Below are 25,723 nucleotides of genomic sequence, written 5' to 3' on the forward strand. Positions count from 1 at the left end.
TCCTTCGGCATCGTCCAGCACCTGCAATCGCCGATAGGGAGATCGGTCATGTCGGGAAAACCTGCTGCACGCCTAGGCGACGCCGTCGCCTGCCCCAAATGCGGTACCACCGCCCTGGTCCAGGGCTCCTCAAACGTCTTCTTCGATGGCCTGCCGGCCGCTACCCTGGGGCACGCCTGTGGCTGTGGTGCGGCGATCAGTGGCGCGGTCATCCCCAACGTCTTCATCAACGGCCAGCCCGTGGCCGTGCTCGGCAGCGTGACCAGTCATGGTGGCGTGGTGATCGGCGGCTCGGGGACCGTCATCATAGGTACTTCGGGTGGCGGGGCGGCTACTGGTCACGTGGCGGCCGACGCCTGCGCCTCTAGCGGAGCGACTGCCCATCAGGCGCCGGGGCAGGCGGCGCCCCTTGGCTTGCGCGGTCGGGAGCGTCCGGGACCGGGTGGCGGGTCCAGTCGTCCGGTCAGGGCTTCGGCAGAGCAGAGTGGGCCGAGTGGCGAGTCCGAACGCCCAGTGGAACAGCGCATCACCCTGCGCATCGGCGTGTTCTTCGACGGCACTGGCAACAACCTCTTCAATGCCGCCACCGGCGCCGCCTGCCGGGCGGAAGAGCAGGGCTTTCGCGAAGATCAGGCAGAAAGCATCGCCCGGCACTGCGACAAGTTCATGTTGAACACCGAGAGCAGCTATGCCAATGCGGAGACAAACATTGCGCGGTTGTATCGGCTCTATCGAGACGATACTCAGCGGGCTATCGAGCAGGACGAAAGGACAGCGGTCATTCCCGTCTATATCGAGGGCATCGGTACTCGTGCTGGCCAGCCGGATAGCCTCCTGTCTATGGGAACTGGGTTAGGTTCCAGTGGCGTTCTAGCCTGCGTTCAGACGTTTCCAGCCGCCCTCTCCAAACGGTATGACGAATTTCGTTCAAGCAATCCGGACGTCATTGTCGACGCCGTCGAGTTCGATCTCTTCGGCTTTAGCCGGGGTGCCGCGGCCGCGCGGCACTTCGCCAATGAGGCGCTTAAGGCCGATGGCGGTATCGCGGCGACGGGCCTGGCACCCTGCTTCGCCTGGTGGCGCGCCAAGGTCACGCTCAATTTCATCGGGCTGTTCGATACCGTGGCGGCAGTGGCCAATCCCCTACGGGGCGACTTCAGTCCGGCCAATGCCGACAACCCCGGACTCAACCTCTATCTGCCGGCAGGCTGCGCGCGCAAGGTGGTGCAACTGGCCGCCGGCTACGAATACCGCCGCAATTTCGCCCTGATCAGCGTGGCGCCCGAGCATGAGGAGATCACCCTGCCCGGTGTCCATGCCGACCTGGGTGGAGGCTATCCGCCCGCCATGCAAGAGCGCCTATTGCTGACCCGACCGCAAGTCTCGCGTGAGCGCCTTGGTACTGATAGTCATGATGCTTGGAGCTATCGCCACGCCGAGTCGGATCTGGCGCAGCTCCAACGGGAGCCCTGGTTCGATCCCAGCAATACCCGCTTGAGTATCGATACCTGGCGCGTCGAACTGCCCCGTACTCGTGGCGACCTGGCGGAAATCGACGTCTTCGCCGCGATACGCCTGGAGCGTAAAGTGCGCGGGGAATTGTCTCTGGTGTACCTGCGAGTCATGCATCGCCTGGCCAGCGCCCAAGGCGTTCCCCTCACGCTGATCGATGACGAGGATCCAGAACTGCGCCTGCCCGATGAGTTGCGACCGATAGCCGCCAAGCTCCAGGCGCGCGCCCAAGGGGCGCCACTGCAGGTCGATCACGCCGAAGCGCGCCTGCTATTAAGCCGTTACGTACACCGCTCGGCGCACTGGAATGCGCGGATCGGCAGCGGTCTGGGTAATGTAGCGGCGGTCTTCGTCGACGGTCCCATGCTCGATGGTCGCCGCAACATCTATCCCAATCGCCCGCAAGCGGGGTATTCGCGATGAGTCGCTGGCTACTGTTGCTCGCTCTGACGCTTGGTCTGGTGGGCTGTCAGTCCAGCGCCATCACCAAGCCCAAGCTACCCTATGACGCCTGGTATTTGGGCTTTCTGGCGCCCAACTATATGGAGGTCTGGTTGGAACAGGTCAACATCGGTGACAACAGTGGCCAAATTTTTCCCAATGCCATGGGTGGGGTAGTCGCCATGGGCCAGCCAGAGAGTCTTTCAGCTACGGCCAAAGGTTGGCCTAAAAGAATAGGCTCGGGCAAAGGCCGCTATCTGACCGGTCTCGACCTGCCCTATGTAGTCTCACTGCGCTGGCAGTCTATGGTCGAACCCCAGACTTATCATGCGCTCTTCACCATTCCTGACTGGGCGCGGCGCAAGATGGTCGAACGACTATCGGCCAACTGCCCTAGCGGTCGTGCATTCGATTACCGCGAATCTCTCACCATCGGTCTGGCACCCGGCGGCGTCGTCAAGGTATGGATAAAAGGGCCATGTCTAGACCCTATCGAAGTCCTGACCCTCCAAGCCGAGGTCGAGCCCAAGGGGCCTTACGGTGGCAAATCCAATGGCAAGTACCGCCCGCTGTCACCGGTGGTGAAGGCCTATGTCGACAAATACGGCGTGCCCTACGGTAGCTGGTGGGCACCGATCCCTTACACCATGGTAGGTCCTTGAGGCGCGAGTATTCGTGCGCAATCTTGTTGTCCAGGCAGGGCAACGGCTTGGTGTAGGGCGCTTTTCAGAAACGAAAACGCCCGGCAATGCCGGGCGTTTTCATCAACGATCCCAATGTTTGTGTCTGTGTTTGGCGTGCTTCCAACCCTTGCCGGGATGGTCGCCACGATAGCGGCGATCATCGCGACCGTTGTCGCCCAGGTTGTTGCCCAGGGCGCTGCCGGCGCCGCCACCCAGGGCCGCGCCCACCAGGCCGCCGGTGCTGCCACCGACTCTATTGCCGATCACGTTGCCGCCCGCCGCACCCAGGCCACCGCCGATGGCGGCCTCGGTCCGATTGCGGCGGTCAGCGCCCAGTACACCACCTGCTGCACCCCCCACGCCGGCACCGATGGCCGCGCCGGTGCTGCCGCCGACCTGTTGGCCGACCAGCGTACCGAGCACGCCGCCCACGGCGCCACCGAGTCCGGCTTCGGTATTGCCCGCGTAAGCCGGGGCAATGCCCGCCAGGGCTAGCAACAAGAACAGGGCTGAAGGTTTCATGGAGTCCACTCCGTGGTAGAGACGAGCCGATCCTCGGCAAAAACGGCTGCCCTGGCAAGTACCAAACAGTCGTTTGAATGGTAAAGGTTGCCTTTACTCATTCCTTTGATTTCGCTGAAGAAACCTATACGCGAAAGACATGTCATCCACGATTCATGGCGCTTGGGCGAAGGGCTGCAACCCCGGTTGCAGTGGTCTAGACTCAGGGTGACCGATGCGCCAAGGGGACTCCATGATCCGCCATGCCCGTCTGCTGTCTGGCTGTCTCCTGTTCCTCGTCAGCGCCACGGCTTCGGCCTGGGAATACACCCTCATCGCCCCGGACAAGCCGGTACAGAACTGGAGCATCAGCAGCGATCGGCTGGGTATTCGCGACGGCCTGGCCTTCACCGTCGGGATGCACCGCCTGAGCGGCGGACGCCAGGAGGGCTCGGTGCTGATCGAGATCGACACCGGGGCCTTGCAGATCACCGTGGTCGCTACCCGGGGCATGAATGTCCTGCGCGCCCAGGCCGGGACCCTGCGGCTAGGTTGGGATTCGCCGGTGCGCGAGGTGGTCAACCCGGCCTTCGTCAATCTGGAGAGCCGTGGCGGCCGGGGCTGGCTGGAAGGCTTCAACGAATGGGTGGCCCGCGCCGGTTTCGAGTGGGTCGGCCAGCCAGGCCTGGACCGCGGCCAACCGCTCACCCTGCAGGGGCGTGCCAGCTACCTACCGGCGAGCCAGGTGGTGCTCACCATCGATGAGCAACCGCCCCATCGCATCGGCCTCAAGGGCGTCTTGTACGAAGAGGCCTTCAAGCAGGCCGACTTCCGCATCGACACCGAACTGGTCACCCATGCCGGGGCCACCAGCTTCACCCTGCACGACCGCCTGACCAACCAGGGCGACCACGCCGCCGAGTACCAGGTGCTCTATCTCAGCAACTTCGGGCCGCCACTGCTCGGCGAGGGCGCACGCTTCGCCGCCCCGGTGCGCGAGGTGTCACCCTTCGACGCACGGGCGCGTGGCGAACTGGCTGAATGGCAGGGCTATCGCGCGCCGACGCCAGGCTATGGCGAGACGCTCTACAACTTCTATCCCTGGAGCGACGATCAAGGACACAGCCTGGCGGTGCTGCATGACCGCAGTGCCCACCAGGGCGTGGCGCTGGCGTTCAATGTGCACGAATTGCCGGTCTTCACCCTGTGGAAGAATACCGACGGCAAGGCCCAGGGCTACGTCACCGGCCTGGCGCCGGGCACCAGCTTTTCCTACCCCCGCAGCCAGCAGCGCGCCCTGGGCCTGGTGCCCCGTATCGAGGCCGGTGGCAGCCGCGACTTCACCCTCGAATACCGCCTGTTGCCCACCGCGGCGGCCGTCCAGCAGGCGCTGAGCCAGGTCGATGCCATCCAGCACGGGCGGCCGACGAAGGTCAGGGAGACGCCGCTGGTGTCCGTAGGTCCTTAGCGTGCGCCTAGCGCCGCGCCGGTACCGGACGGGTGCGCCCGCTACCGTCGATGGCGACGAAGACGAACACCGCTTCGGTCACCTTGCGCCACTCGCTGGACAACGGATCGTCACTCCAGACCTCGATGAGGATCTGGATGGAGCTGCGGCCGATCTCCAGGGTGTTGGTGTAGAAGGAGAGCTGTGCGCCCACGGGCACCGGGGTCATGAAGGCCATGCGGTCGATGGCCACGGTGGCAACGCGTCCGGCGGCCAGGCGACTGGCCATGGCGCTGCCGGCGAGGTCCATCTGGGCCACCAGCCAGCCACCGTAGATATCGCCGAAACCATTGGTTTCCCGGGGCAGGGCGGTGATCTGCATGGCCAGGTCGCCCTGGGGGATGGGATCTTCTTGTTCGAGCTCTTCGATCATGACAGGGCCCTCGGGAGCCCGGATAGGTAGGTAACGTTCAGCATTCAGACGCAAGAATGCTGCCAATCCCTGGGGCGGGATCGTTAGGAGGCTAAAGTATAACGTCAGCGGCAGAGCCACTCGACCGCTTTCGCAGCCAGAAAAATAGGGAAATTGATCGATAACAGCTGAACGTGCACTTAATGAATAGCGGAATTTCCTTACGGATTTGCTATCGTGGAGCCCGTGTCCGGCCAGGCAATCCAGAGGGTCGCGCACGTCCGGTGATCCGGTAACGATCGGTCGACCTGCTGCCACATAGCTCCACAAGAGTGCGTGCGGCGCAGCGCAGGTCCGGCGCCTATCCAGCGACCCGCCCGATCCTCACCTTTCCGCCCCAAGCGGAAGGTCACTCGGGGCCGCGTCTTGTCCGCTACACCCGGAGGGATGCCAGAGGCCGAATTCCCTTTGCGCTTCTCTTTCTATCCGGGATCTCCGATGAAACTGCAATCCGCCTCCGCGCCCCTCACGTCGCGCCCCCTGGGCCGTAGCGACTACAAGACCCTCTCGCTGTCCGCCCTGGGCGGTGCGCTGGAATTCTACGACTTCGTCATCTTCGTCTTCTTCGCCGCGGTGGTGGGAAAGCTGTTCTTTCCCACCGACATGCCCGAGTGGCTGCGGCAGATGCAGACCTTCGGCATCTTCGCCGCCGGCTACCTGGCGCGGCCCCTGGGCGGCATCGTCATGGCGCACTTCGGCGACCTGCTCGGCCGCAAGAAGATGTTCACCCTGAGTATCTTCATGATGGCGCTGCCGACCCTGGGCATGGGCCTGATGCCCACCTACGCCCAGATCGGCGTGGCCGCCCCCATCCTGCTGCTGGTGCTGCGCATCATCCAGGGCGCGGCCATCGGCGGCGAGGTACCCGGGGCCTGGGTGTTCGTCTCCGAGCACGTCCCCGGCAAGCACGTCGGCTATGCCTGCGGCACCCTCACCGCGGGGCTGACCTTCGGCATCCTGCTCGGCTCGCTGATGGCGACCCTGATCAACACCCTCTTCACCCCGCTGGAAGTGGCCGACTACGCCTGGCGCTTCCCCTTCCTGATCGGCGGCGTCTTCGGCCTGTTCTCGGTCTACCTGCGGCGCTGGCTGCACGAGACGCCGGTGTTCGCCGAACTGGCGATCCACAAGTCGCTGGCCGAAGAGGTACCGCTCAAGGCCGTGCTGCGCGACCATCCCGGCAGCGTGGTGCTGTCCATGCTGCTGACCTGGATGCTCACCGCTGGCATCGTCGTGGTCATCCTCATGACCCCGACCCTGCTGCAGACCCAGTACGGCTTCTCGGCAGCCCTGGCGCTCAAGGCCAACAGCCTGGCCATCGTCTTCCTGACCCTCGGTTGCATCCTCTCCGGGGCGCTGTCCGACCGTTTCGGCAGCGGTCCGGTGTTCATCGTCGGTGGCCTGATCCTGGCGGTGGCCAGTTGGGCCCTGTACGCGGGCCTGAAGACCCATCCGGAGTGGCTGTTCCCGCTCTATGCCCTGGCCGGCGGCGCGGTCGGGGTCATCGGCGGCGTGCCGCGGGTGATGGTGCTGGCCTTCCCGCCCAAGGTGCGCTTCTCGGGGCTGTCGTTCTCCTACAACGTCGCCTACGCCATCTTCGGCGGTCTGACGCCCATGGTCGTCACCCTGATGCTCAAGCAGCATCCGCTGGGGCCGGCCTGGTACGTCACGGGGCTGGCCCTGCTGGGCGTGGGGATCGGCTTCTACCTGCTCGGCCGCGAGCGCCGCGCCGCCGCCCTGGCGACCGCCTGATCGCCGTTGCCACGCCGCCGACCCTGGCGGCGTGGCATGCTCTACCAAGGCGACATCGGCTTCGCCAAAAACGCCATCCCCACAGACGTCTCGCCTCACGAGGACTAGTCTCGAACGGCTATTCCAACAATAACAGCGAGGTGCAACATGTCCGGCAATCGTGGCGTCGTCTATCTGGGTGCGGGCAAGGTGGAGGTGCAGACCATCCCCTATCCGAAGATGGAAACCCCGCAAGGCAAGCGTATCGACCACGGCGTCATCCTGCGCGTGGTCTCCACCAACATCTGCGGCTCCGACCAGCACATGGTGCGCGGCCGGACCACGGCTCCCGAAGGCCTGGTACTCGGCCACGAGATCACCGGCGAGGTGATCGAAGCGGGTCGCGACGTCGAAACCCTCAAGGTCGGCGATCTGGTCTCGGTACCCTTCAACGTCGCCTGCGGTCGCTGCCGCACCTGTAAAGAGCAGGACACCGGCGTCTGCCTGACCGTGAACCCTTCGCGTGCCGGCGGTGCCTACGGCTACGTCGACATGGGCGGTTGGGTCGGTGGCCAGGCCGAATACGTACTGGTCCCCTATGCCGACTTCAACCTGCTCAAGCTGCCGAACCGCGACGCGGCCATGGAGAAGATCCGTGACCTGACCTGCCTGTCCGACATCCTGCCCACCGGCTACCACGGCGCCGTCACCGCCGGCGTCGGCCCGGGCACCAGCGTCTACGTCGCCGGTGCCGGCCCCGTCGGCCTGGCCGCTGCCGCTTCCGCCCGCTTGCTGGGGGCTGCCGTGGTCATCGTCGGTGACGTCAATCCGGTGCGCCTGGCCCATGCCAAGGCCCAGGGCTTCGAGATCGCCGACCTGTCCCAGGACACCCCGCTGCACGAGCAGATCGCTGCCCTGCTGGGCACGCCGGAAGTGGATTGCGCGGTCGATGCCGTCGGCTTCGAGGCCCGTGGTCATGGTCACGAAGGGGCCAAGAGCGAGGCGCCGGCCACCGTGCTGAACTCGCTGATGGGCATCGTGCGGGTGGCTGGCAAGATCGGTATCCCCGGTCTGTACGTCACCGATGATCCGGGTGCCGTGGACGCCGCCGCCAAGCAGGGCGCCCTGAGCATCCGCTTCGGCCTGGGCTGGGCCAAGTCCCACAGCTTCCACACCGGCCAGACCCCGGTGATGAAGTACAACCGCCAGCTGATGCAGGCGATCATGTGGGATCGCATCAAGATCGCCGACGTGGTCGGTGTACAGGTGATCAGCCTGGACGACGCCCCGCGCGGTTACGGCGAGTTCGATGCGGGCGTACCGAAGAAATTCGTCATCGATCCGCACCGGCTGTTCAGCGCCGCTTAAGCACTGCGCTAATTGTTTCGCCCGGAATGCTGGCTATTTGGCATTTCTCGGGCGAGCCATGCAGTCGTTTCGCGCACCGCAGGGTCTACCTCCGCAGCGTCCGTCCGGGCGCTGCTTTTCCCGGTGCCACGAACGAGGCCTGCATGACTCCGAATGTCCTTTCCACCCTCTCTCGCATCGTCCCATCGTTGCTCATGGCACTGCTGTTGCTGCTCGGCAGTAACGTCGTCCGCGCCGAGGGGGGCGTCTCCTTTCGCTTCGCCGAAGAAGGGCAGGGCTGGTTGCTGCGCGGGCCGGTCGATGTGCTCAAGTGGCCCTTCGTCTACGACCGCAATCGCGAACGGGCGCGCAACACCCTGGTGCGTCTGGACGGCGATACTCAGATACGGGTGATCGAGACCCGTTCCTTCCAGCGTTGGAAGCGCGTGGAGTTCCAGCAGGATGGTCGTACCGTACTGGGCTGGGTGGAAAGCTATCGGGTGCCCGAAGCCATGCGGCTGGACTAGCGACTCGGGAGCAAAAGGCCATCTCCATCAGTCACACCTCTGACGTCCATACATTCCAGAGGAGCGACGCATGTCCGCGATCACCCGTCTTCAGCTCAACGACGGTCACCACATTCCGCAATTTGGCCTGGGCGTCTGGCAGACCCCCGCCGAAGAGACTGCCCAGGTGGTCAAGACCGCCCTCGATCTGGGCTATCGCCACATCGATACCGCCGCCATCTACGGCAACGAAGAGGGCGTCGGCCAGGCCATCGCCCAGGCCATCGCCCAGGCCGGGCTGCCGCGTGACGAGCTGTTCATTACCACCAAGCTGTGGAATGCCGACCAAGGCTACGACAGCGCCTTGCGCGCCTTCGACGCCAGCCTGGCCAAGCTGGGCCTGGAGTATGTCGATCTCTACCTGATCCACTGGCCGTTGCCGGAAAAGGGCCTGTTCCTCGACAGCTGGAAAGCCCTGATCGAGTTGCGCGACCAGGGCCGGGTGAAGTCCATCGGCGTGTCCAACTTCCGCCAGGATGACATCGAGACCCTGCTCACCGAGACCGGCGTGGTGCCGGTGGTCAACCAGATCGAGTGCCATCCGCTGTTGCAGCAGCAGGAACTACGCGAGTTCAATACCTACAAGGGCATCGCCACCGAGGCCTGGAGTCCGCTGGCCCAGGGCGGCGAATTGTTGGGTAGCCCGGTACTGCAGCAATTGGCGGCCAAGCACGGCAAGACGCCGGCCCAGGTGGTGCTGCGCTGGCATATCCAGCTCGGCAACATCATCTTCCCCAAATCCAAGACGCCCAAGCGCATCGAAGAGAACATGCAGATCTTCGACTTCGCCCTGGACGATGACGATCTGCGGCAGATCGCCGGGCTCAACGAGGACAAGCGTCTAGGCCCGGATCCGGCCACCTTCAACGGCTGATTCCACGCGGCGCCGCGATGAGCGGCGCCTCTGTATGCCTGGCGCGCAAGGCGCCAGAGCCTGTATGCTGCGCGGCCCTTGCGGGGCGCCCCATGCCGGATCGGCATAGGGCAGGCGACAGCGGCATTAGACACGTCCGGTAACGCTCTGGCAAAAGGTGTAGCGCTTTGGCGCTCCCCGTCCTTTTTGAGCGCCGTTTCCGCAGCCTGAACGAAGACCTCCCGCTGGCATCGCATGCGCGTTGCGCATCACGAGCCGGCACGGTGACGTTCGTCCCGAACTCAAGCAACTAGAACAAAGGTGTCGGTACATGACCAAGCCCAAGCTCAGCCTCGCCTGGCAGATCCTCATCGGCCTCGTGCTGGGGATCGCCGTCGGCGCACTGCTCAACCACTTCAGTGCCGAGAAGGCCTGGTGGATCTCGAACGTCCTCAAGCCCGCCGGTGACATCTTCATCCGGCTGATCAAGATGATCGTGGTGCCCATCGTCATCGCCACCCTGGTGGTCGGCATCGCCGGTGTCGGCGACTCCAAGAAGCTGGGTCGCATCGGCCTGAAGACCATCCTCTATTTCGAGATCGTCACCACCCTGGCCATCGTCGTCGGCCTGTTCTTCGCCGACAGCGTGCAGCCCGGTGCCGGTATCGACATGAGCACCCTGGGCACCACCGACATCTCCCAGTACCAGAAGACCACCGCGGAAGTGCAGCATGACCACGCCTTCATCGCGACCATCCTCAACCTGATCCCCTCCAATGTCTTCGCCGCCGTCGCCCGCGGCGAGATGCTGCCGATCATCTTCTTCGCCGTGATGTTCGGCCTGGGCCTCGGCGCCCTGCCGGAAGCCACCCGCGAGCCGGTGGTGCGCGTGTTCCAGGGCATCTCCGAGGCCATGTTCAAGGTCACCCACATGATCATGAACTACGCCCCCATCGGCGTCTTCGCGCTGATCGCGGTGACCGTGGCCAACTTCGGCTTCGCCTCCCTGCTGCCGTTGGCCAAGCTGGTGGTGCTGGTCTACGTCGCCATCGGCTTCTTCGCCCTCGGCGTGCTGGGGCTGGTGGCCAAGCTGTTCGGCTTCTCGATCTTCCGCATCATCCGCATCCTCAAGGACGAGCTGATCCTGGCCTATTCCACCGCCAGCTCGGAAACCGTGCTGCCGCGCATCATCGAGAAGATGGAGGCCTACGGCGCACCCAAGTCCATCACCAGCTTCGTGGTGCCCACCGGCTACTCCTTCAACCTGGACGGCTCCACCCTCTACCAGAGCATCGCAGCGCTGTTCATCGCCCAGCTCTATGGCATCGACCTGTCGCTGAGTCAGCAACTGCTGCTGGTGCTGACCCTGATGGTCACCTCCAAGGGCATCGCCGGCGTGCCGGGCGTCTCCTTCGTGGTGCTGCTGGCCACCCTGGGCAGCGTCGGCATCCCGCTGGAAGGCCTGGCCTTCATCGCCGGGGTGGACCGCATCATGGACATGGCGCGCACCGCCCTCAACGTGATCGGCAACGCCCTGGCCGCGCTGGTCATCGCCAAGTGGGAAGGCCTGTACGACGCCGACAAGGGCGCTGCCTACTGGGCGGCCCTGCCGCACCTCAAGAGCGGTGGCGCCAAGGTCGAGGAGCGTCCCCAGGCCACCCGCGGCGAAGCCTTGCGTGACTAGGTAGCTGCGAGTCGAATCCAGAGCCCGGCCCCGTGCCGGGCTCTGTCGTTTCAGCCCGCGAGAATCGCCGCGTAGCCCTCGCGATAGCTGGGGTAGCGGGGCACCCAGCCCAGGGCCCGGGCGCGGGCGTTGCTGCATCTCTTGCTGCCGGCCCGGCGCAACTCGGCGTCCTCGGACCAGAAGTCGATGCCGAGGCGGGCACGCAGCCAGTCGACCACCTCGTCCAGCGGGGCCGGATCGTCGTCCACGCCCAGATAGAGAGCCTCCAGGGCGACCCCTTCGCGATCCCGCTGCAGCAGCAGCGCCAGCAGGCCGGCGGCGTCCTCGACGTGGATGCGATTGCCATAGAGCGGCGGCTGGCGAGTCACCCGGGCGCCTGCGCGGACCTGGCGCAGCAGCGCCTCGCGCCCGGGACCATAGATGCCGGTCAGCCGCACCACGCTGGCGGGAATCCCGCTGCCGAGCGCCAGCTCTTCCGCCTCGCGCAGGATGCGGCCGGAGAAGCGCGTGGGTTCGGCCGCTGCGGTTTCATCGATCCAGGCGCCGTCCTGCTGGGCATAGACACCGCTGCTGGAGACGAACAGCAGGCGCTGCGGACGTTGGTCGCAGGCGGCCAGCCAGCCCAGCAGATGGCGCAGACCCTCGACGTAGGCGGCGCGATAGCCGGCTTCGTCATGGTCGGTCGCGGCGGTGGCGTAGACCACCTGATCGATAGGCTCACGCGGCCAGGCCGCTGGCGGCTCGGGATCGGCCAGGTCGCCCGCGACAGCTAGCAATTCGGCGGGCAGGGCGGCGGCATTGCGCCTCAGGCCAAAGACGCGGTGACCCTGGGCGACCAGTTGCAGGCCGAGGCGGCTGCCGACATCGCCACAACCGGCGATCAGGATGGTGCTCATCGGTGTTTCCTTCTCTAGAAAAGGCCTGGACAGACGGCCAGGGTAGCCTGGGCGGACTCGGGGTCCAACTTATAGGCCGGACCCGTACCCGTCGCGCTTGGCCGTTGATAGAGACAGCCGCTAAGATTGGCAGGCAACCCATGGAATTTGACTATGACCCTGACTGAACTGCGCTATATCGTCACGCTCGCCCAGGAACAGCACTTTGGCCGAGCCGCCGAGCGTTGCCATGTCAGCCAGCCGACGCTGTCGGTCGGCGTCAAGAAGCTCGAGGACGAGCTGGGCATTCTGATCTTCGAGCGCAGCAAGAGTGCCGTACGCCTGACCCCCACCGGCGAGGGTATCGTCGCCCAGGCGCAAAAGGTGCTGGAACAGGCCCAGGGTATCCGCGAGCTGGCCCAGGCCGGCAAGAACCAGCTCAGCGCCCCGCTGAAGATCGGTGCCATCTATACCATCGGGCCCTATCTCTTCCCGCATCTCATCCCGCAACTCAACCGGGTGGCGCCGGAGATGCCGCTGTACATCGAGGAAAACTTCACCCATCTGCTGCGCGACAAGCTGCGCACGGGTGAACTGGACGCCGTCATCCTGGCCTTGCCGTTCAGCGAGCCGGATGTGCTGACCATGCCGCTGTACGACGAGCCCTTCTACGTGATGATGCCGGCGCGGCACCCCTGGACCAAGCTCAAGGCCATCCCGCAGAACCAGCTCAGCGACAAGAGCCTGCTGCTGCTGGGCGAGGGTCACTGCTTCCGCGACCAGGTCCTCGAAGCCTGCCCGACGGTGCGCAAGCACGAGGAAAACAAGAATTCCACGGTGGAATCCTCGTCGCTGGAGACCATTCGCCACATGGTCGCCTCGGGCCTCGGCGTCTCGGTACTGCCGTTCTCGGCGGTGGAGAGTCACCACTATGCGCCGGGGATCATCGAGGTGCGGCCTTTCGAGCGGCCGGTGCCCTATCGCACCGTGGCCATCGCCTGGCGCGCCAGCTTTCCGCGGCCCAAGGCCATCGAGGTGCTGGCCGACTCGGTCCGGCTGTGCTCGGTGGCGCGGCCTGAGGCCAAGGGCGTCGTACAGCCGGCATGAACGAGCTGGCCGCGACGCCGGTCACCGCCCTCAAGGGGGTAGGCGCCGCCCTGCAGGAAAAGCTCGCGCGGGTCGGCCTGGAAACCTTGCAGGACGTGCTCTTCCACCTGCCGCTGCGCTACCAGGATCGGACCCGCATCGTGCCTATCGGCGCCTTGCGACCCGGCCAGGATGCGGTGGTGGAGGGCATGGTCGCCTCCGCCGAGGTGATCATGGGCCGCCGGCGCAGCCTGCTGGTACGGCTGCAGGACGGCAGCGGCACCCTATCACTGAGATTCTTCCACTTCAGCCAGGCGCAGAAGGATGGCCTCAAGCGCGGCACCCTGCTGCGCTGCTACGGTGAGGTCCGCCCGGGCGCCTCGGGGCTGGAGATCTACCACCCCGAATACCGCGCCCAGGATGAAAGTGCCCCGGCGCCGGTCGAGCAGACGCTGACGCCCATCTACCCGACCACCGAAGGCCTCACCCAGCTGCGCTTGCGCCAGCTCAGCGGCCAGGCACTGGAACGACTGGGGCCCGAATCGCTGCCGGACTGGCTGCCGCCGGAGATGGCCGAGCACTATCGCCTCGGACCACTGGCCGATGCCTTGCGCTATCTGCACCGGCCGCCGCCAGATGCCGATCTCGAAGAACTCGCCGAAGGCCGCCATTGGGCCCAGGAACGCCTGGTCTTCGAGGAATTGCTGACCCACCAGCTGTCCCTGCAGCGGCTGCGCGAGACCCTACGGGCCCAGCGCGCCGTGCCCCTGCCGGCGGCCAGGCGGCTACCGGAGCGGTACCTCGCCAACCTCGGTTTCACCCCCACCGGCGCCCAGCAGCGCGTTGGTCGCGAGATCGCCTACGACCTGGCCCAGGCCGAGCCCATGCTGCGGCTGGTACAGGGTGACGTGGGCGCGGGCAAGACGGTGGTCGCCGCCCTGGCCGCGCTGCAGGCCATCGAGGCGGGCTACCAGGTAGCGCTGATGGCGCCCACCGAGATCCTCGCCGAGCAACACTTCCTCAACTTCCAGCGCTGGTTCGCCGCCCTGGACATCGAGGTGGCCTGGCTGGCCGGCAAGCTCAAGGGCAAGGCCCGCGCCGCCTCCCTCGAGCGCATCGCCGCCGGGGCGCCCATGGTGGTGGGGACCCATGCGCTGTTCCAGGATGAAGTACGCTTCGCCCGCCTGGCGCTGGTAGTGATCGATGAACAACACCGCTTCGGCGTGCAGCAGCGCCTGGCCCTGCGCCAGAAGGGCGTCGACGGCCGCCTGGCGCCGCACCAGTTGATCATGACCGCCACGCCCATCCCGCGCACCCTGGCCATGAGCGCCTATGCCGACCTGGATACCTCGGTGCTCGACGAGCTACCGCCAGGCCGCACCCCGGTCAACACCGTGAGCGTGACCGACAGTCGCCGCGAGGAAGTGGTGGAGCGGGTGCGCGCCGCCTGCCACGAGGGGCGCCAGGCCTATTGGGTCTGTACCCTGATCGAGGAGTCGGAAGAGCTCACCTGCCAGGCCGCCGAGACCACCTACGAGGAATTGCAGCTGGCCCTGGCCGAGTTGCGCGTGGGGTTGATCCACGGGCGCATGAAGCCGGCGGAAAAGGCCGCAGTGATGGCCGAGTTCAAGGCCGGCCACCTGCAGCTGCTGGTGGCCACCACGGTGATCGAGGTGGGGGTGGACGTGCCCAATGCCAGCCTGATGATCATCGAGAATCCCGAACGCCTGGGCCTCGCCCAGTTGCACCAGTTGCGCGGCCGGGTCGGGCGGGGCAGTGCGGTCAGCCATTGCGTGCTGCTGTTCCATCCGCCGCTGTCGCAGATCGGGCGCGAACGCCTCGCCATCATGCGTGAGACCAACGATGGCTTCATCATCGCCGAAAAGGACCTGGAGCTGCGTGGCCCCGGCGAGATGCTCGGCACGCGCCAGACCGGCCTGCTGCAATTCAAGGTGGCCGATCTGATGCGTGACGCCCACTGGTTGCCAGCGGTGCGCGATGCCGCCCAGGAGCTGCTGGCGCGCTGGCCGAGCCATGCCGGTCCCTTGCTCGAACGCTGGCTGCGCCACGGGCAGCAATACGGCCAAGTTTGACAAAGCTTATACAGACGACGATACAGGCACGGCTGAATGGTTATACTCATTGGCGTACGTGAGGATGAATACGCCATGACCGATGTAGCGCTCGCTTCGCCCCTTCCCGAGGTACCCCCTTCGATCCAGCAACTGCTCGCCCAACTGGGCCTGGCCTATCGGCCGGTACCGGTGACGGGGCGACAACCGCAGGCAAATCGGGTGCATACGGTGCTGTTGAGCGATAGCGTCGGCATGCTGTTGGTGTTGTTGCCCGAGGATCAGCTACTGGATCTGCGGCGACTGGTGGAGTTCACCGGACGTGAGCTGACGGTGGTAGCGCCGGAGCGGCTGATGCGCACCCTCGAACGCTACGAGCTGGATGTCTTGCCGGGGCTGCCTTCGCTGACCAATTCGCCCTGTCTGTATGACGAACGTCTGTTGGAGGCGCCGCAACTCTTGCTGGAGTCTGGCGAGCGCTCGTTGCTGCTGGAGGTGGAAACCGACCACTATCGCCGTCTGCTGAGCCAGGCAACCGCGGGTCGGTTCGGCATTCCTGCGGTAGGTATCCAACCCAACCTGCGCCATCCCGAACGGGACCAGGCAGAAATTCTCCACGCCGCCACCGCCTTCACCGCACGGCGTATCCGCCAGCGCCTGGAGGAGACCCTGGAAATCCCGCCGCTGTCCAAGACCGCGGAAAAGGTCATCAAGCTGCGCGTCGATCCCGAGGCCACCGTGGACGACCTGGCCAACGTGGTAGAGACCGATCCGGCCCTGGCCGCCCAGGTGATCAGCTGGGCGGCCTCGCCCTACTATGCCGCCCCCGGCAAGATCCGCTCGGTGGAAGACGCCATCGTGCGGGTGCTGGGTTTCGATCTGGTGATCAACCTGGCGCTCGGCCTGGCCCTGGGCAAGACCCTCAGCCTGCCCAGCGATCAGCCGCAACAGGAAACGCCCTACTGGAAGCAGGCCATCTATACCGCCGCCCTGATCGAGGGCCTGGCACGCTCCATGCCGCGCGCCGAGCGCCCGGAGATGGGCCTGGCCTACCTCGGCGGCCTGCTGCACAACTTCGGCTACCTGGTGCTGGCGCACGTCTTCCCGCCGCACTTCTCGCTGATCTGTCGCCATCTGGAGGCCAACCGCCAGCTGGATCACCAGGTGATCGAGCACCACCTGCTGGGTATCACCCGCGAGCAGATCGGCGCGGCCCTGATGCGCTGCTGGGAAATGCCCGAGGAAGTGGTGAGCGCCCTGCGTTTCCAGGGCGATCCGGACTATCGCGGTGCGCAGGCCGTTTATCCGAACCTGATCTTCCTGGCCGTGCAGTTGCTGCGCCGCGAGGGTATCGGCAACGACCCGGCCCAGCCGATCCCAGACGATCTCTATACGCGCCTGAGCATCGATCCGGCCAAGGCCCAGGAGTGCATGCAGAAGATCCTCGGCGCGGAAGCCGCCCTACGCGAACTGACCGGCCAGTTCAAGTGACGGCCGCCTGAGCGCCCGGTCCAGCCAGGGCTGGGCGCTCGGGGGCTGGCTGAATGCCGGACAACAAAAAACCCGCCGAAGCGGGTTTTTCGTCAAGGATCAGATCAATTACTTGATCTTGCCTTCCTTGTACATGACATGCTTGCGCACGACCGGATCGAATTTCTTGATTTCGATCTTTTCGGGCTTGGTGCGCTTGTTCTTGTCAGTGGTGTAGAAGTGACCGGTACCGGCACTGGAAATCAAACGGATCAATTCACGCATGACAAATCCCCTTAGAATTTTTCGCCGCGGCTACGCAGCTCGGACAGCACGGTTTCGATACCACGCTTGTCGATGATACGCATGCCCTTGGCAGAAACGCGCAGACGCACGAAACGCTTCTCGGATTCTACCCAGAAACGGTGGTGCTGCAGGTTCGGCAGGAAACGACGACGGGTTTTGTTGTTAGCGTGGGAAACGTTGTTCCCAGTAATCGGACCCTTACCGGTTACTTGGCAAACTCTCGACATGGCTCAGCCCTCATAAACCTCATGCCAAACCCGGCATGGGTTGGCCGCTTGTAACTGTATTGATTCCTGTTTTGACGGGGAGTGTGCCAGCGAAGCCGGAGCCTGAGGCGGCGGTACCCCGAAAAAAGAGCGCTGTTTTATACCAGAAGCACCGCGAGATAACAAGGTGCGGCGACGGATAGAAATCCCCGAGGACAGCGATACCTGCGGTGCCAGCCACAAGACCTGCCGTTCGTCGGTTGGAAGCATTGTGACGGGCAGGCGGGTGGTCTAGTTTAGAGCAATAAACACTGCGGCTGTGCGTTCGCCGGACGGGCGTGCAGGGTGCTTGAACGTCAGACGTCTCCAGTCTCCGCGTACGCTGGATACCCTCCGACAGCCACGGGCGACGTCTCCGGCCACGGCATCCGGCTGGCACCTCGTCTATACACTTCAGGTCTACAAGGAATCGTCCATGCGTTTCGCCGCCTTGCCCCTGCTCTTCGCGCCTCTGTTGGCCCAGGCTGCCACGCTCAGCGTATGCACTGAAGCCAGCCCGGATGGATTCGACGTGGTGCAGTACAACTCGCTCACCACCACCAACGCCTCGGCCGATGTGTTGATGAATCGCCTGGTGGAGTACGACGCCCGCGAAGGCAAGCTGGTGCCGAGCCTGGCGCAGAGCTGGACGGTGTCGAGCGACGGCCTGACCTATGATTTCACCCTGCGCCCGGACGTGAAGTTTCACCAGACCGACTACTTCACTCCCAGCCGTACCCTGAACGCCGACGACGTGGTGTTCAGCTTCCAGCGCATGCTGGACAAGAACAATCCCTGGCATGCGGTGGCCAAGAGCGGCTATCCCCATGCGCAGTCGATGCAGTGGCCCAAGCTGATCAAGAGCGTGGAAAAGACCGGCGACCTGGGTGTGCGCATCGTGCTCAACACGCCGGATTCCACCTTCCTGCCGACCCTGAGCATGGGCTTCGCCTCTATTTATTCCGCCGAGTACGCCAACCAGCTGCTCAAGGCCGGAAAGACCGCCCAGCTCAATGACGAACCCATAGGGACCGGGCCCTTCGTGTTCAAGCGCTATCAAAAGGACGCCTCGATACGCTACGCCGCCAATCCGGATTACTTCGGTGGCAAGCCCAAGGTGGATGGTCTGATCTATGCCATCACCCCGGACTCGGCGGTACGCCTGCAGCGGCTCAAGCGCGGCGAATGCCAGATCGCCCTGTCGCCCAAGCCGCAGGACTTGCAGAGCGCCCGGGAGGACAAGAGTCTGCAGGTGCTGCAGACCCCGGCCTTCATGACCGCCTTCGTCGCCCTCAATACCACGCACCCGCCGCTGGACAACATCAAGGTGCGCCAGGCCATCAACCTGGCGTTCGACAAGCAGAGCTATCTCAAGGCGGTGTTCCAGGACACGGCGGTGGCGGCGGACAATGTCTATCCGCCCACTACCTGGGGTTATGCCAAGGACGTGCCGGCCTATCCCTATGATCCGGCCAAGGCCAAGGCAATGCTGGCCCAGGCCGGTTTCAAGGACGGCTTCAAGACCACCATCTGGACTCGCCCCAGCGGCAGCCTGCTCAACCCCAATCCGCAACTGGGCGCGCAGATGCTGCAGGCCGATCTGAAGAAGATCGGTGTCGATGCCCAGATCCAGGTCATCGAATGGGGCGAACTGATCCGCCGTGCCAAGGCTGGCGAGCATGATCTGCTGTTCATGGGCTGGGCCGGCGACAACGGTGATCCGGACAACTACCTGACGCCGCAATTCTCCTGCGCCTCGGTGCAGTCGGGGCTCAACTTCGCCCGCTATTGCGACAAGACCCTCGATGGCGCCATCGCCAAGGGCAAGACCCTGTCCGACCAGATGGCCCGGGCCACCGTCTACCACCAGGCGCAACGCATCATCCACGACCAGGCGCTGTGGCTACCGCTGGCGCACCCGACGGTTACGGTACTGGCCAAGAGCACTGTGCAGGGTTACCAGCCCAATCCCTTCGGGCGGCAGGATTTCAGCCAGGTCAGTGGCGGCCGCTAGCGCGCAGCAGTCAAGAGGCTGTTCATAATCTGGCGAGCTAGAGCCAAGCAAGGCCTGGGCGGCCCCGCGAAAAGGCTTGAGGAAGCGGAGTTTACGAGTGGTAAATGAGCATTCCGAAAGTCTTTTCAACGCCGCTTGGCCGACGCGCAGCAGATTATGAGCAGCCTCTCAGGGGTGGGCGCGGCGATACAGCGCCCACTCCTCGACCTCATGCCCATCGGCGAAATGACACATACCGTACTGATTGCCGATGGCGTCCTGGCGGATGTCCACCCGGCCGCCCTGGCTGATGCAGTATTCGGACGCCGGGTTGGCGAGCTGGTAGCTGTTGTGCGCCGGTCGCTCGTCGCGGGTACAGCCGGCGGCCAAGAGTAGGCTGCCGAACAGGGCAGTGGTGAGCAGGCAGGGAGTGACGGCGCGCATGGGTGGGATCCCGGCTGGATGAAAGCCCTACCCTAGAGCATGCGAAGGTTGTCGGCCAGCCAGATTCGGTTAGCTCAGGGCCTCACTGCCACGGGCGCCCGTCAGTACGCTCCACCTGCTTGACCTTCTGCTGGATGGCGGCGCGGGCCAGCATGTGGGCGCTGACCGGCGCGGTGATGAAGATGAACAGGGCGATCAGCAACTCGTGCAGGCTGAGACCCTCGCCCTGGACGCTGAAGAACAGCATCGAGGCGATGATGGTGCTGCCCACGCCCAGGGTGGTGGCCTTGGTCGGACCGTGCAGGCGCATGAAGAAGTCCGGCAGTCGGTACAGGCCGATGGCGCCAATGAGGGCGAAGGCGCTGCCGATGAGTAGCAGGGTGCAGATCAGCAATTCGAGCCAGAAGGGCATGGGATAGCTCCCTGTCAGTCGATGATTTCGCCGTGGAGCATATGCTTGCCCAGCGCCACGGTGCCGACGAAGCCGGTCACGGCGATGAGCAGCGCCGCCTCGAAGAAGACGTCGGTGGCCAGCCAGATGCCAAGCAGGATGATGATCGCCAGGACGTTGATGTAGAGCGTATCCAGGGCCAGCACCCGATCCGGGATGTCCGGTCCCTTCACCAGGCGATAGACGTTGAGCACGGCGGCCACGCCCATCATCCCCATACACAGCAGGGTCACGTAGGTGAGCATTCGAAGATCTCCTTGAGCGGGGCTTCATAGCGGGTCTTGACCTGGTGGATCACCGCCTCCTTGTCCGCGACATCGAGCCCGTGCAGCAGCAGGGTCTTGCGATCACCGCTGAGGCCGGACGACACGGTGCCGGGGGTGAGGGAGACCACGCAGGCGAGCAGGGTGAGGAGAAATTCATCCTCGATATCGATGGGCACCTCGATGAAGGCCGGCTTGAGGTCCCGGGTAGGCCCCAGCACCAGGCGGGCGACGTGCAGATTGGCGACGATGATGTCGTACACCACCATCAGCATGTAGCGCAGCAGCAGCCCGGGGCGGCGCAGCCGGGGCGCCGGGAGCAGGAAATCTTGGCAGAGCAGCGGAATGCCCCAGCCGAGCAGCAGGCCCAGCAGCAACTGACCCAGGCTCAGGCTGTTGTTGAGCAGCAGCCAGGTGAGGACCAGCAGCCCAGTGAGCAGCGGATGCGGTAGCCAGCGCTTCATGGGCCAACTCCCCGGACGATGGCGAAGTAGGGCGCCACGTCCAGCAATTGCCGGGCGGTTTCCAGGGCGTAGTCGTGCAGCGGCGCTGCCAGCGCCATCAGCAGCGGACTACCCGCCAGCAGGCCGAGGACGGCGGCGAGTTGGACGCGATCGAGGCGGACGCCGAGGGCGGCGCTGTTGCTGCGCCAGAACAGCGTGGTACCGGCGCGGGACAGGGCGATGAGCATGCCCAGGCCGCCGAGCAGCACCACCGGCCAGATGATCAGCGCCGGCCAGGTGGTACCGGTGGCCTGCAGCAGCATCACCTTGCCGAGGAAGCCGGGGAAGGGTGGCAGCCCGGCGACGGATACCGCGCCGAGAAAGAACAGCCCGCCGAGCAGGCGTGGATTAGCCAGCTGCGGACCGCTGTTCAGGGTATCGCCCTGGGGACCGCGCTGCTGGGCGACGAGATCCGCCAGCAGGAACAGGGCGCCGGCGATCCAGGTGCTGTGCACCAGGTAGAACAGCGCGGCGGCCAGACCCGCGACGCTGCCCAGGGCGACGCCGCTGAGCAGCATGCCCACCGAGATCACCACTAGATAACCGAGCAGCGCCTTGAGGTGGTGCGCGGCGAGGGCGCCGAATACGCCAGCGGCCAGGGTAAGAGCCGCCAGTGGCCAGAGCCAGGGCAGCACGAAGCCCGCCAGGGAACCGGCGGCGCTGCCGAACACCAGCAAAAAGACGCGGACGATGGCGTAGAGCCCGACCTTGGTCATGATGGCGAACAGCGCCGCGACCGGCGCACTGGCCGCCGAATAGGCGCCGGGCAACCAGAAGTACAGCGGCAGGATGGCGCCCTTGAGGCCGAATACCACCAACAGCAGGAAGCCTGCCGCGGCCAGCAGCGGTGCCTGCGCCGGATCGGCGTTGGCCACCCGCAGGCCCAGGTCCGCCAGGTTGAGCGTGCCGAGCAGGCCGTAGAGCAGGCCGATGCCGATCAGGAACAGCGCCGAGCCCACCAGGTTGAGCACCACGTAGTGCAGCCCGGCGCGCACCCGGGCCGGACCGGCACCGTGAACCAGCAGGGCGTAGGAGGCGATCAGCAGGATCTCGAAGAAGACGAAGAGGTTGAACAGATCACCGGTGAGGAAGGCGCCGTTTATGCCCAGCAACTGGAACTGGAACAGCGCATGGAAATCCGGGCCGCGTTCGTCGTCGCCGCGGCAGGCGTAGAGCGCCGCGCAGCCGGCCAGCACCGCCACGGTGACCAGCATCAGCGCGGCCAGGCGATCCAGCAGCAGGACGATGCCGAAGGGCGCCGGCCAGTCGCCCAGGGCATAGACCTCCAACTGGCCGCTACTGGCCCGCTGCAGCAGCCACAGCGCCAGCGGCAGCAGCGTCCAGGTGGCCAACAGCGATAGCCCGCGCGCGGTGCGGGCGGCCAGCCGGGGACGCATCAGCAGGAAGGCGCCCATGAACAGCGGCACGAGGATTGGCAGGATGATCAGGTGCTTCATCGGCGCGGTTCCTCGCCGTCCACGTGATCGGTGCGCAACTCGCCCAGGGCGCGCAGCGACAGGGCGACCACGAAGGCCGTCATGGCGAAGCCGATGACGATGGCGGTGAGCACCAGCGCCTGGGGCACCGGATCGGCGTGTTCGGCGGCCTGGCCGATCACCGCCGGCACGCCGGTACGCAGCCGGCCCATGGCGAAGATGAAGAGATTGACCGCATAGGAGAGCAGGGTGAGGCCGAGCACCACCGGATAGAGCCGCGCCCGCAGCAGCAGGTAGACGCCGCTGGCAGTGAGCACGCCGAGGGCCGCGCAGAACAGGATTTCCATGCTAGAGCACCTCCTGGCTGGAACCGTCGGTGTCCGTTTCGTCCCGGCTGACGTGGCCGAGGTTGGAGAGGATCAGCAGGGTGGCGCCAACGACGGCGAGGTAGACGCCCAGGTCGAAGATCAGGGCGGTGGCCAATTCGGTCTTGCCGATCGCCGGGATGGCGAAGTAGTCGAAGGCGGTAGTGAGGAAGGGCCGGCCGAACGCCAGGGAGCCCAGTCCGGTGAGGGCGGCGATCAGCACCCCGAGTCCGGCCAGGGTGTGGTAGCTGACGGGCAGGCGGCGCTGGGTCCAGGTCACGCCATGGGCCACGTATTGCAGGATCAGGGCGATGGCGGTGATCAGGCCGGCGATGAAGCCACCACCGGGCAGGTTGTGGCCGCGCACGAAGATGAAGGCCGACACCAGCAGCGCCAGCGGCAGCAGCACCCGCGCCACGTTGTTGAGGATCATCGGATGACTGTCGCGCGACCAGGGCGTGCCCTTGGGATCGACCAGCGGGTGCGGCAGGTGCAGGTGCTTGAGCAGGCCGTAGACGCCGGCGGCGGCGATGGCCAGCACGGTGATCTCGCCCAGGGTGTCGAAGCCGCGGAAGTCCACGAGGATGACGTTGACCACGTTGTAGCCACCGCCACCGGATACCGAGTTGGCCAGGAAGAAGTCGCCGATGCCCGTGTAGGGCCGGGTCAGCACGGCATAGGCCAGCAGCGCCACCATCAACCCCAGGCCGCCGGCCAGCAGCACATCGCGCAGGCCGCGCAGGCTGCTGGATTCGATGGGGGTGCGATCCGGCATGAAGAACAGCGCCAGCACCAGCAGGATGATGGTCACCACCTCCACCGACAGCTGGGTCAGCGCCAGGTCCGGCGCGGAATAGCGGGCGAACAGCAGGGACACGATCAGGCCCACGGTGCTCAGGGTCATCAAGGCCTTGAGGCGGTTGCGATGGAAGACCACCGTGAGCACCGCGGTCAGCATGAGGATACCCAGGCCCAGGGCGGTGAGCGGATCGATGGGTGAGCGCTCGACCTCGCCGCCGAGGGCATCCAAGCCGGACAGCGCCGTCACCAGCAGCACCAGGGTGGCTAGCAGCATCAGCGCGATGTAGCGCTGCAGCGAGCCGCTCTCCAGGCGCTGGGTGACACCTCGTGCGAAGCCGATCAGGCGGTTGAGGGCGTGTTCGAAGACCAGGCGGGCATCCACGTCCGGCAGGCCCGCCTGCCAGCGGAACAGCGGCTGGCGGCAGGCGTAGACCACCACGCCGCCGACCATGGCCAGGATGCTCATCATCAGGGCGGTGTTGAAGCCGTGCCAGATGGCCAGGCTGTATTCGGGTAGGCTGCCGCCCAGGGCGGCGCTGGCACCGACGGCCAACAGCGGCGCCACGGTGTAGCCGGGCACTATGCCCACCAGCAGGCAGAGCAGCACCAGGATCTCCACCGGGATCTTCATGTAGCGCGGCGGCTCGTGGGGCGGATAGTGGGGCAGGTCGCGCGGTTCGCCGTTGAAGAAGACGTCGTGGATGAAGCGCAGCGAATAGGCCACCGAGAAGATGCCGTAGAGCACCGCCAGCGCCGGCACTATCCAGCTGAAACTGCCGAACAGGCCGTGGTTGAGGGTCTCGTTGAAGAACATCTCCTTGCTCAGGAAGCCGTTGAGCAGGGGCACCCCGCCCATGGCGGCGGCGGCGACCATGGCCAGCACCGCCGTATGCGGCATGTAGCGCCAGAGACCGGCCAGGCGGCGCAGGTCGCGGCTGCCGGTCTCGTGGTCGATGATGCCGGCGGCCATGAACAGCGAGGCCTTGAAGGTGGCGTGGTTGAGGATGTGGAAGACCGCCGCCACGGTGGAGAGCTGGGTGTCGAGGCCGAACAGCAGGGTGATCAGCCCCAGGTGGCTGATGGTGGAATAGGCCAGCAGGCCTTTCAGGTCATGCTGGAACAGCGCCAGGATGGCACCCACCACCAGGGTGGCCAGGCCGGTGAGGGTGACGATGTAGAACCACCAGTCCGAATCGGCCAGCGCCGGATAGAGCCGCGCCAGCAGGAAGACCCCGGCCTTGACCATGGTCGCCGAGTGCAGATAGGCCGACACCGGCGTCGGCGCGGCCATGGCCTGGGGCAGCCAGAAATGGAAGGGAAACTGTGCGGACTTGGTGAAGACGCCCAGCAAGACCAGGATCAGCGCCAGCGGATAGAGCGCATGGCCGGTGATCAGCGGCCCGGCGGCGAGGACATCGGTCAGCTCGAAGCTGCCGACGATATGGCCGATCAGCAGCACCCCGGCGAGCAGGGCCAGGCCGCCGCCGCCGGTGACGGTGAGCGCCATGCGCGCGCCCTGGCGCGCTTCCTTGCTGTGGCTCCAGAAGCCGATCAGCAGGAAGGACGCCAGGCTGGTCAGCTCCCAGAACATCATCAGCAGGAGCAGGTTTTCCGCCAGCACCACGCCCAGCATGGCGCCCATGAACAAGAGCAGATAGGCGAAGAAGCGCCCGACCGGTTCGTCCTTGCCCAGGTAATAGGCGGCGTAGAGGATCACCAGCAGGCCGATGACCAGGATCATCAGGGCGAACATCAGCCCCAGGCCGTCCAGCCGCAGGCTGAGCGTTAGGCCCAGGGCGGGCAGCCAGTCGACCCGATGCAGCAGCACGGCGCCGTCCAGGACCGCCGGCAGTTGCGTGGCCAGCAGAGCCAGGGCCAGGGCGGGGGCCACGGCGGTGCCCAGGGCGCAGGCGCGACGACCGAAGCGGTCGGTGGCCAACGCGAGCCAGGTTCCCAGCAAGGGCAATGCGATGATCAGCGCCAATACCATGCCTGCATCCTGTCGCTAAGCCGCCTCACGGCGGTTGGTAGAGGGGGCTCCCTAGAGGTCTCGAGCGGCATTCGAGGTGTCCACCTGAGGCTCGTCATGCTGACGAGGGTGGAACATTCGACCTCTGAGTTTCGTACAAGAACCGCCGGTTTAATAACCTTCGGTGATAATAAAAGAGAGACCACG

Annotated in this window: 24 protein-coding genes; 12 read left to right on the forward strand and 12 right to left on the reverse strand. The window is 65.3% G+C overall.

The annotated features are described in order from the left end of the window. Positions 1-48 precede the first annotated feature (48 nt). Together FAZ11_RS14770 and FAZ11_RS14775 are read left to right on the forward strand one after the other, a co-directional pair. Positions 49-1,935: a PAAR domain-containing protein gene (locus FAZ11_RS14770; protein WP_081319955.1), complete on the forward strand. Its 1,887-nt coding sequence runs from the start codon at positions 49-51 to the stop codon at positions 1,933-1,935. Then, positions 1,932-2,615 (forward strand): DUF2931 family protein, encoded by a 684-nt coding sequence (locus FAZ11_RS14775; protein ID WP_058772124.1) that lies wholly within the window; start codon positions 1,932-1,934, stop codon positions 2,613-2,615. The genes FAZ11_RS14770 and FAZ11_RS14775 overlap by 4 nt, the downstream gene beginning before the upstream one ends. A gap of 102 nt (positions 2,616-2,717) precedes the next feature. Here FAZ11_RS14775 and FAZ11_RS14780 read toward each other — a convergent pair whose 3' ends face one another. After that, positions 2,718-3,158 carry a hypothetical protein gene (locus tag FAZ11_RS14780; protein ID WP_058766590.1) on the reverse strand — a complete coding sequence of 147 codons (441 nt, stop codon included), beginning with the start codon at positions 3,156-3,158 and terminating at the stop codon, positions 2,718-2,720. A 235-nt stretch (positions 3,159-3,393) separates the two neighbouring features. Here FAZ11_RS14780 and FAZ11_RS14785 point away from each other — a divergent pair, with 235 nt between their 5' ends. After that, the gene (locus tag FAZ11_RS14785) at positions 3,394-4,605 is read left to right on the forward strand and encodes an aldose 1-epimerase family protein (protein WP_240043614.1); all 1,212 of its coding nucleotides are present in this window, start codon (positions 3,394-3,396) and stop codon (positions 4,603-4,605) included. 7 nt (positions 4,606-4,612) lie between these two features. On the opposite strand, the gene FAZ11_RS14790 is transcribed toward FAZ11_RS14785, so the two are convergent. Then, positions 4,613-5,014, reverse strand: a complete 402-nt coding sequence (locus tag FAZ11_RS14790; RefSeq protein WP_058761821.1) for an acyl-CoA thioesterase — start codon at positions 5,012-5,014, stop codon at positions 4,613-4,615. A gap of 480 nt (positions 5,015-5,494) precedes the next feature. On the opposite strand from FAZ11_RS14790, the gene FAZ11_RS14795 reads away from it, so the two are divergent. The 5 genes from FAZ11_RS14795 to gltP all read left to right on the forward strand — a co-directional run bounded on the left by FAZ11_RS14795 (position 5,495) and on the right by gltP (position 11,237). Beyond that, positions 5,495-6,808 (forward strand): MFS transporter, encoded by a 1,314-nt coding sequence (locus tag FAZ11_RS14795; RefSeq protein WP_058766592.1) that lies wholly within the window; start codon positions 5,495-5,497, stop codon positions 6,806-6,808. A 147-nt stretch (positions 6,809-6,955) separates the two neighbouring features. Next, positions 6,956-8,155 carry a formaldehyde dehydrogenase, glutathione-independent gene (fdhA, locus tag FAZ11_RS14800; protein ID WP_058761674.1) on the forward strand — a complete coding sequence of 400 codons (1,200 nt, stop codon included), beginning with the start codon at positions 6,956-6,958 and terminating at the stop codon, positions 8,153-8,155. Between the two features lie 143 nt (positions 8,156-8,298). Next, on the forward strand, positions 8,299-8,661 hold the full coding sequence (locus FAZ11_RS14805; protein WP_237141870.1) for a hypothetical protein: 363 nt from the start codon (positions 8,299-8,301) through the stop codon (positions 8,659-8,661). 70 nt (positions 8,662-8,731) lie between these two features. Then, on the forward strand, positions 8,732-9,574 hold the full coding sequence (locus FAZ11_RS14810) for an aldo/keto reductase (RefSeq protein WP_058772125.1): 843 nt from the start codon (positions 8,732-8,734) through the stop codon (positions 9,572-9,574). 310 nt (positions 9,575-9,884) lie between these two features. Further along, the gene (gene gltP / locus FAZ11_RS14815) at positions 9,885-11,237 is read left to right on the forward strand and encodes a glutamate/aspartate:proton symporter GltP (protein WP_058766594.1); all 1,353 of its coding nucleotides are present in this window, start codon (positions 9,885-9,887) and stop codon (positions 11,235-11,237) included. Between the two features lie 50 nt (positions 11,238-11,287). Here the strand turns inward: gltP and FAZ11_RS14820 are convergent, their stop codons facing one another. Further along, entirely contained in the window at positions 11,288-12,133 is an 846-nt protein-coding gene (locus FAZ11_RS14820; RefSeq protein WP_058772126.1) for an NAD-dependent epimerase/dehydratase family protein, read from the reverse strand. 153 nt (positions 12,134-12,286) lie between these two features. Here FAZ11_RS14820 and FAZ11_RS14825 point away from each other — a divergent pair, with 153 nt between their 5' ends. The 3 genes from FAZ11_RS14825 to FAZ11_RS14835 all read left to right on the forward strand — a co-directional run bounded on the left by FAZ11_RS14825 (position 12,287) and on the right by FAZ11_RS14835 (position 16,761). After that, positions 12,287-13,219: a hydrogen peroxide-inducible genes activator gene (locus tag FAZ11_RS14825; RefSeq protein WP_058761670.1), complete on the forward strand. Its 933-nt coding sequence runs from the start codon at positions 12,287-12,289 to the stop codon at positions 13,217-13,219. After that, positions 13,216-15,291: an ATP-dependent DNA helicase RecG gene (gene recG, locus FAZ11_RS14830; protein ID WP_058761669.1), complete on the forward strand. Its 2,076-nt coding sequence runs from the start codon at positions 13,216-13,218 to the stop codon at positions 15,289-15,291. The genes FAZ11_RS14825 and recG overlap by 4 nt, the downstream gene beginning before the upstream one ends. Before the next feature lie 75 nt (positions 15,292-15,366). Further along, the gene (locus tag FAZ11_RS14835) at positions 15,367-16,761 is read left to right on the forward strand and encodes an aminoacyl-tRNA deacylase and HDOD domain-containing protein (RefSeq protein WP_058772127.1); all 1,395 of its coding nucleotides are present in this window, start codon (positions 15,367-15,369) and stop codon (positions 16,759-16,761) included. A 108-nt stretch (positions 16,762-16,869) separates the two neighbouring features. On the opposite strand, the gene rpmG is transcribed toward FAZ11_RS14835, so the two are convergent. Both rpmG and rpmB read right to left on the reverse strand, forming a co-directional pair. Next, complete coding sequence (gene rpmG / locus FAZ11_RS14840; protein ID WP_007159904.1) at positions 16,870-17,025, reverse strand: 50S ribosomal protein L33; 156 nt, start codon at positions 17,023-17,025, stop codon at positions 16,870-16,872. A gap of 11 nt (positions 17,026-17,036) precedes the next feature. Next, complete coding sequence (rpmB, locus tag FAZ11_RS14845) at positions 17,037-17,273, reverse strand: 50S ribosomal protein L28 (protein ID WP_007159903.1); 237 nt, start codon at positions 17,271-17,273, stop codon at positions 17,037-17,039. Positions 17,274-17,727: 454 nt separating this feature from the next. Here rpmB and FAZ11_RS14850 point away from each other — a divergent pair, with 454 nt between their 5' ends. After that, on the forward strand, positions 17,728-19,305 hold the full coding sequence (locus FAZ11_RS14850) for an ABC transporter substrate-binding protein (RefSeq protein WP_058766597.1): 1,578 nt from the start codon (positions 17,728-17,730) through the stop codon (positions 19,303-19,305). 168 nt (positions 19,306-19,473) lie between these two features. Here the strand turns inward: FAZ11_RS14850 and FAZ11_RS14855 are convergent, their stop codons facing one another. The 7 genes from FAZ11_RS14855 to FAZ11_RS14885 form a co-directional block, all read right to left on the reverse strand. After that, positions 19,474-19,728 carry a putative hemolysin gene (locus tag FAZ11_RS14855; protein WP_058766598.1) on the reverse strand — a complete coding sequence of 85 codons (255 nt, stop codon included), beginning with the start codon at positions 19,726-19,728 and terminating at the stop codon, positions 19,474-19,476. A gap of 82 nt (positions 19,729-19,810) precedes the next feature. Beyond that, on the reverse strand, positions 19,811-20,140 hold the full coding sequence (locus FAZ11_RS14860; RefSeq protein ID WP_058761665.1) for a Na+/H+ antiporter subunit G: 330 nt from the start codon (positions 20,138-20,140) through the stop codon (positions 19,811-19,813). Between the two features lie 14 nt (positions 20,141-20,154). After that, positions 20,155-20,424, reverse strand: coding sequence for a K+/H+ antiporter subunit F (locus FAZ11_RS14865; protein ID WP_058761664.1), 270 nt, complete (start codon positions 20,422-20,424; stop codon positions 20,155-20,157). Next, entirely contained in the window at positions 20,409-20,906 is a 498-nt protein-coding gene (locus FAZ11_RS14870) for a Na+/H+ antiporter subunit E (protein WP_058766599.1), read from the reverse strand. The genes FAZ11_RS14865 and FAZ11_RS14870 overlap by 16 nt, the downstream gene beginning before the upstream one ends. After that, the gene (locus FAZ11_RS14875; RefSeq protein WP_058772128.1) at positions 20,903-22,402 is read right to left on the reverse strand and encodes a monovalent cation/H+ antiporter subunit D; all 1,500 of its coding nucleotides are present in this window, start codon (positions 22,400-22,402) and stop codon (positions 20,903-20,905) included. Before FAZ11_RS14875 ends, FAZ11_RS14870 begins: the two co-directional genes overlap by 4 nt. Next, on the reverse strand, positions 22,399-22,728 hold the full coding sequence (locus FAZ11_RS14880; protein WP_058772129.1) for a Na+/H+ antiporter subunit C: 330 nt from the start codon (positions 22,726-22,728) through the stop codon (positions 22,399-22,401). Before FAZ11_RS14880 ends, FAZ11_RS14875 begins: the two co-directional genes overlap by 4 nt. A 1-nt stretch (position 22,729) precedes the next feature. Continuing rightward, entirely contained in the window at positions 22,730-25,537 is a 2,808-nt protein-coding gene (locus tag FAZ11_RS14885) for a monovalent cation/H+ antiporter subunit A (protein WP_058772130.1), read from the reverse strand. Between the last annotated feature and the right edge of the window lie 186 nt (positions 25,538-25,723).

It is taken from the genome of Pseudomonas rhizoryzae (genome assembly GCF_005250615.1).
In the GTDB taxonomy this organism is placed as follows: domain Bacteria; phylum Pseudomonadota; class Gammaproteobacteria; order Pseudomonadales; family Pseudomonadaceae; genus Chryseomonas; species Chryseomonas rhizoryzae.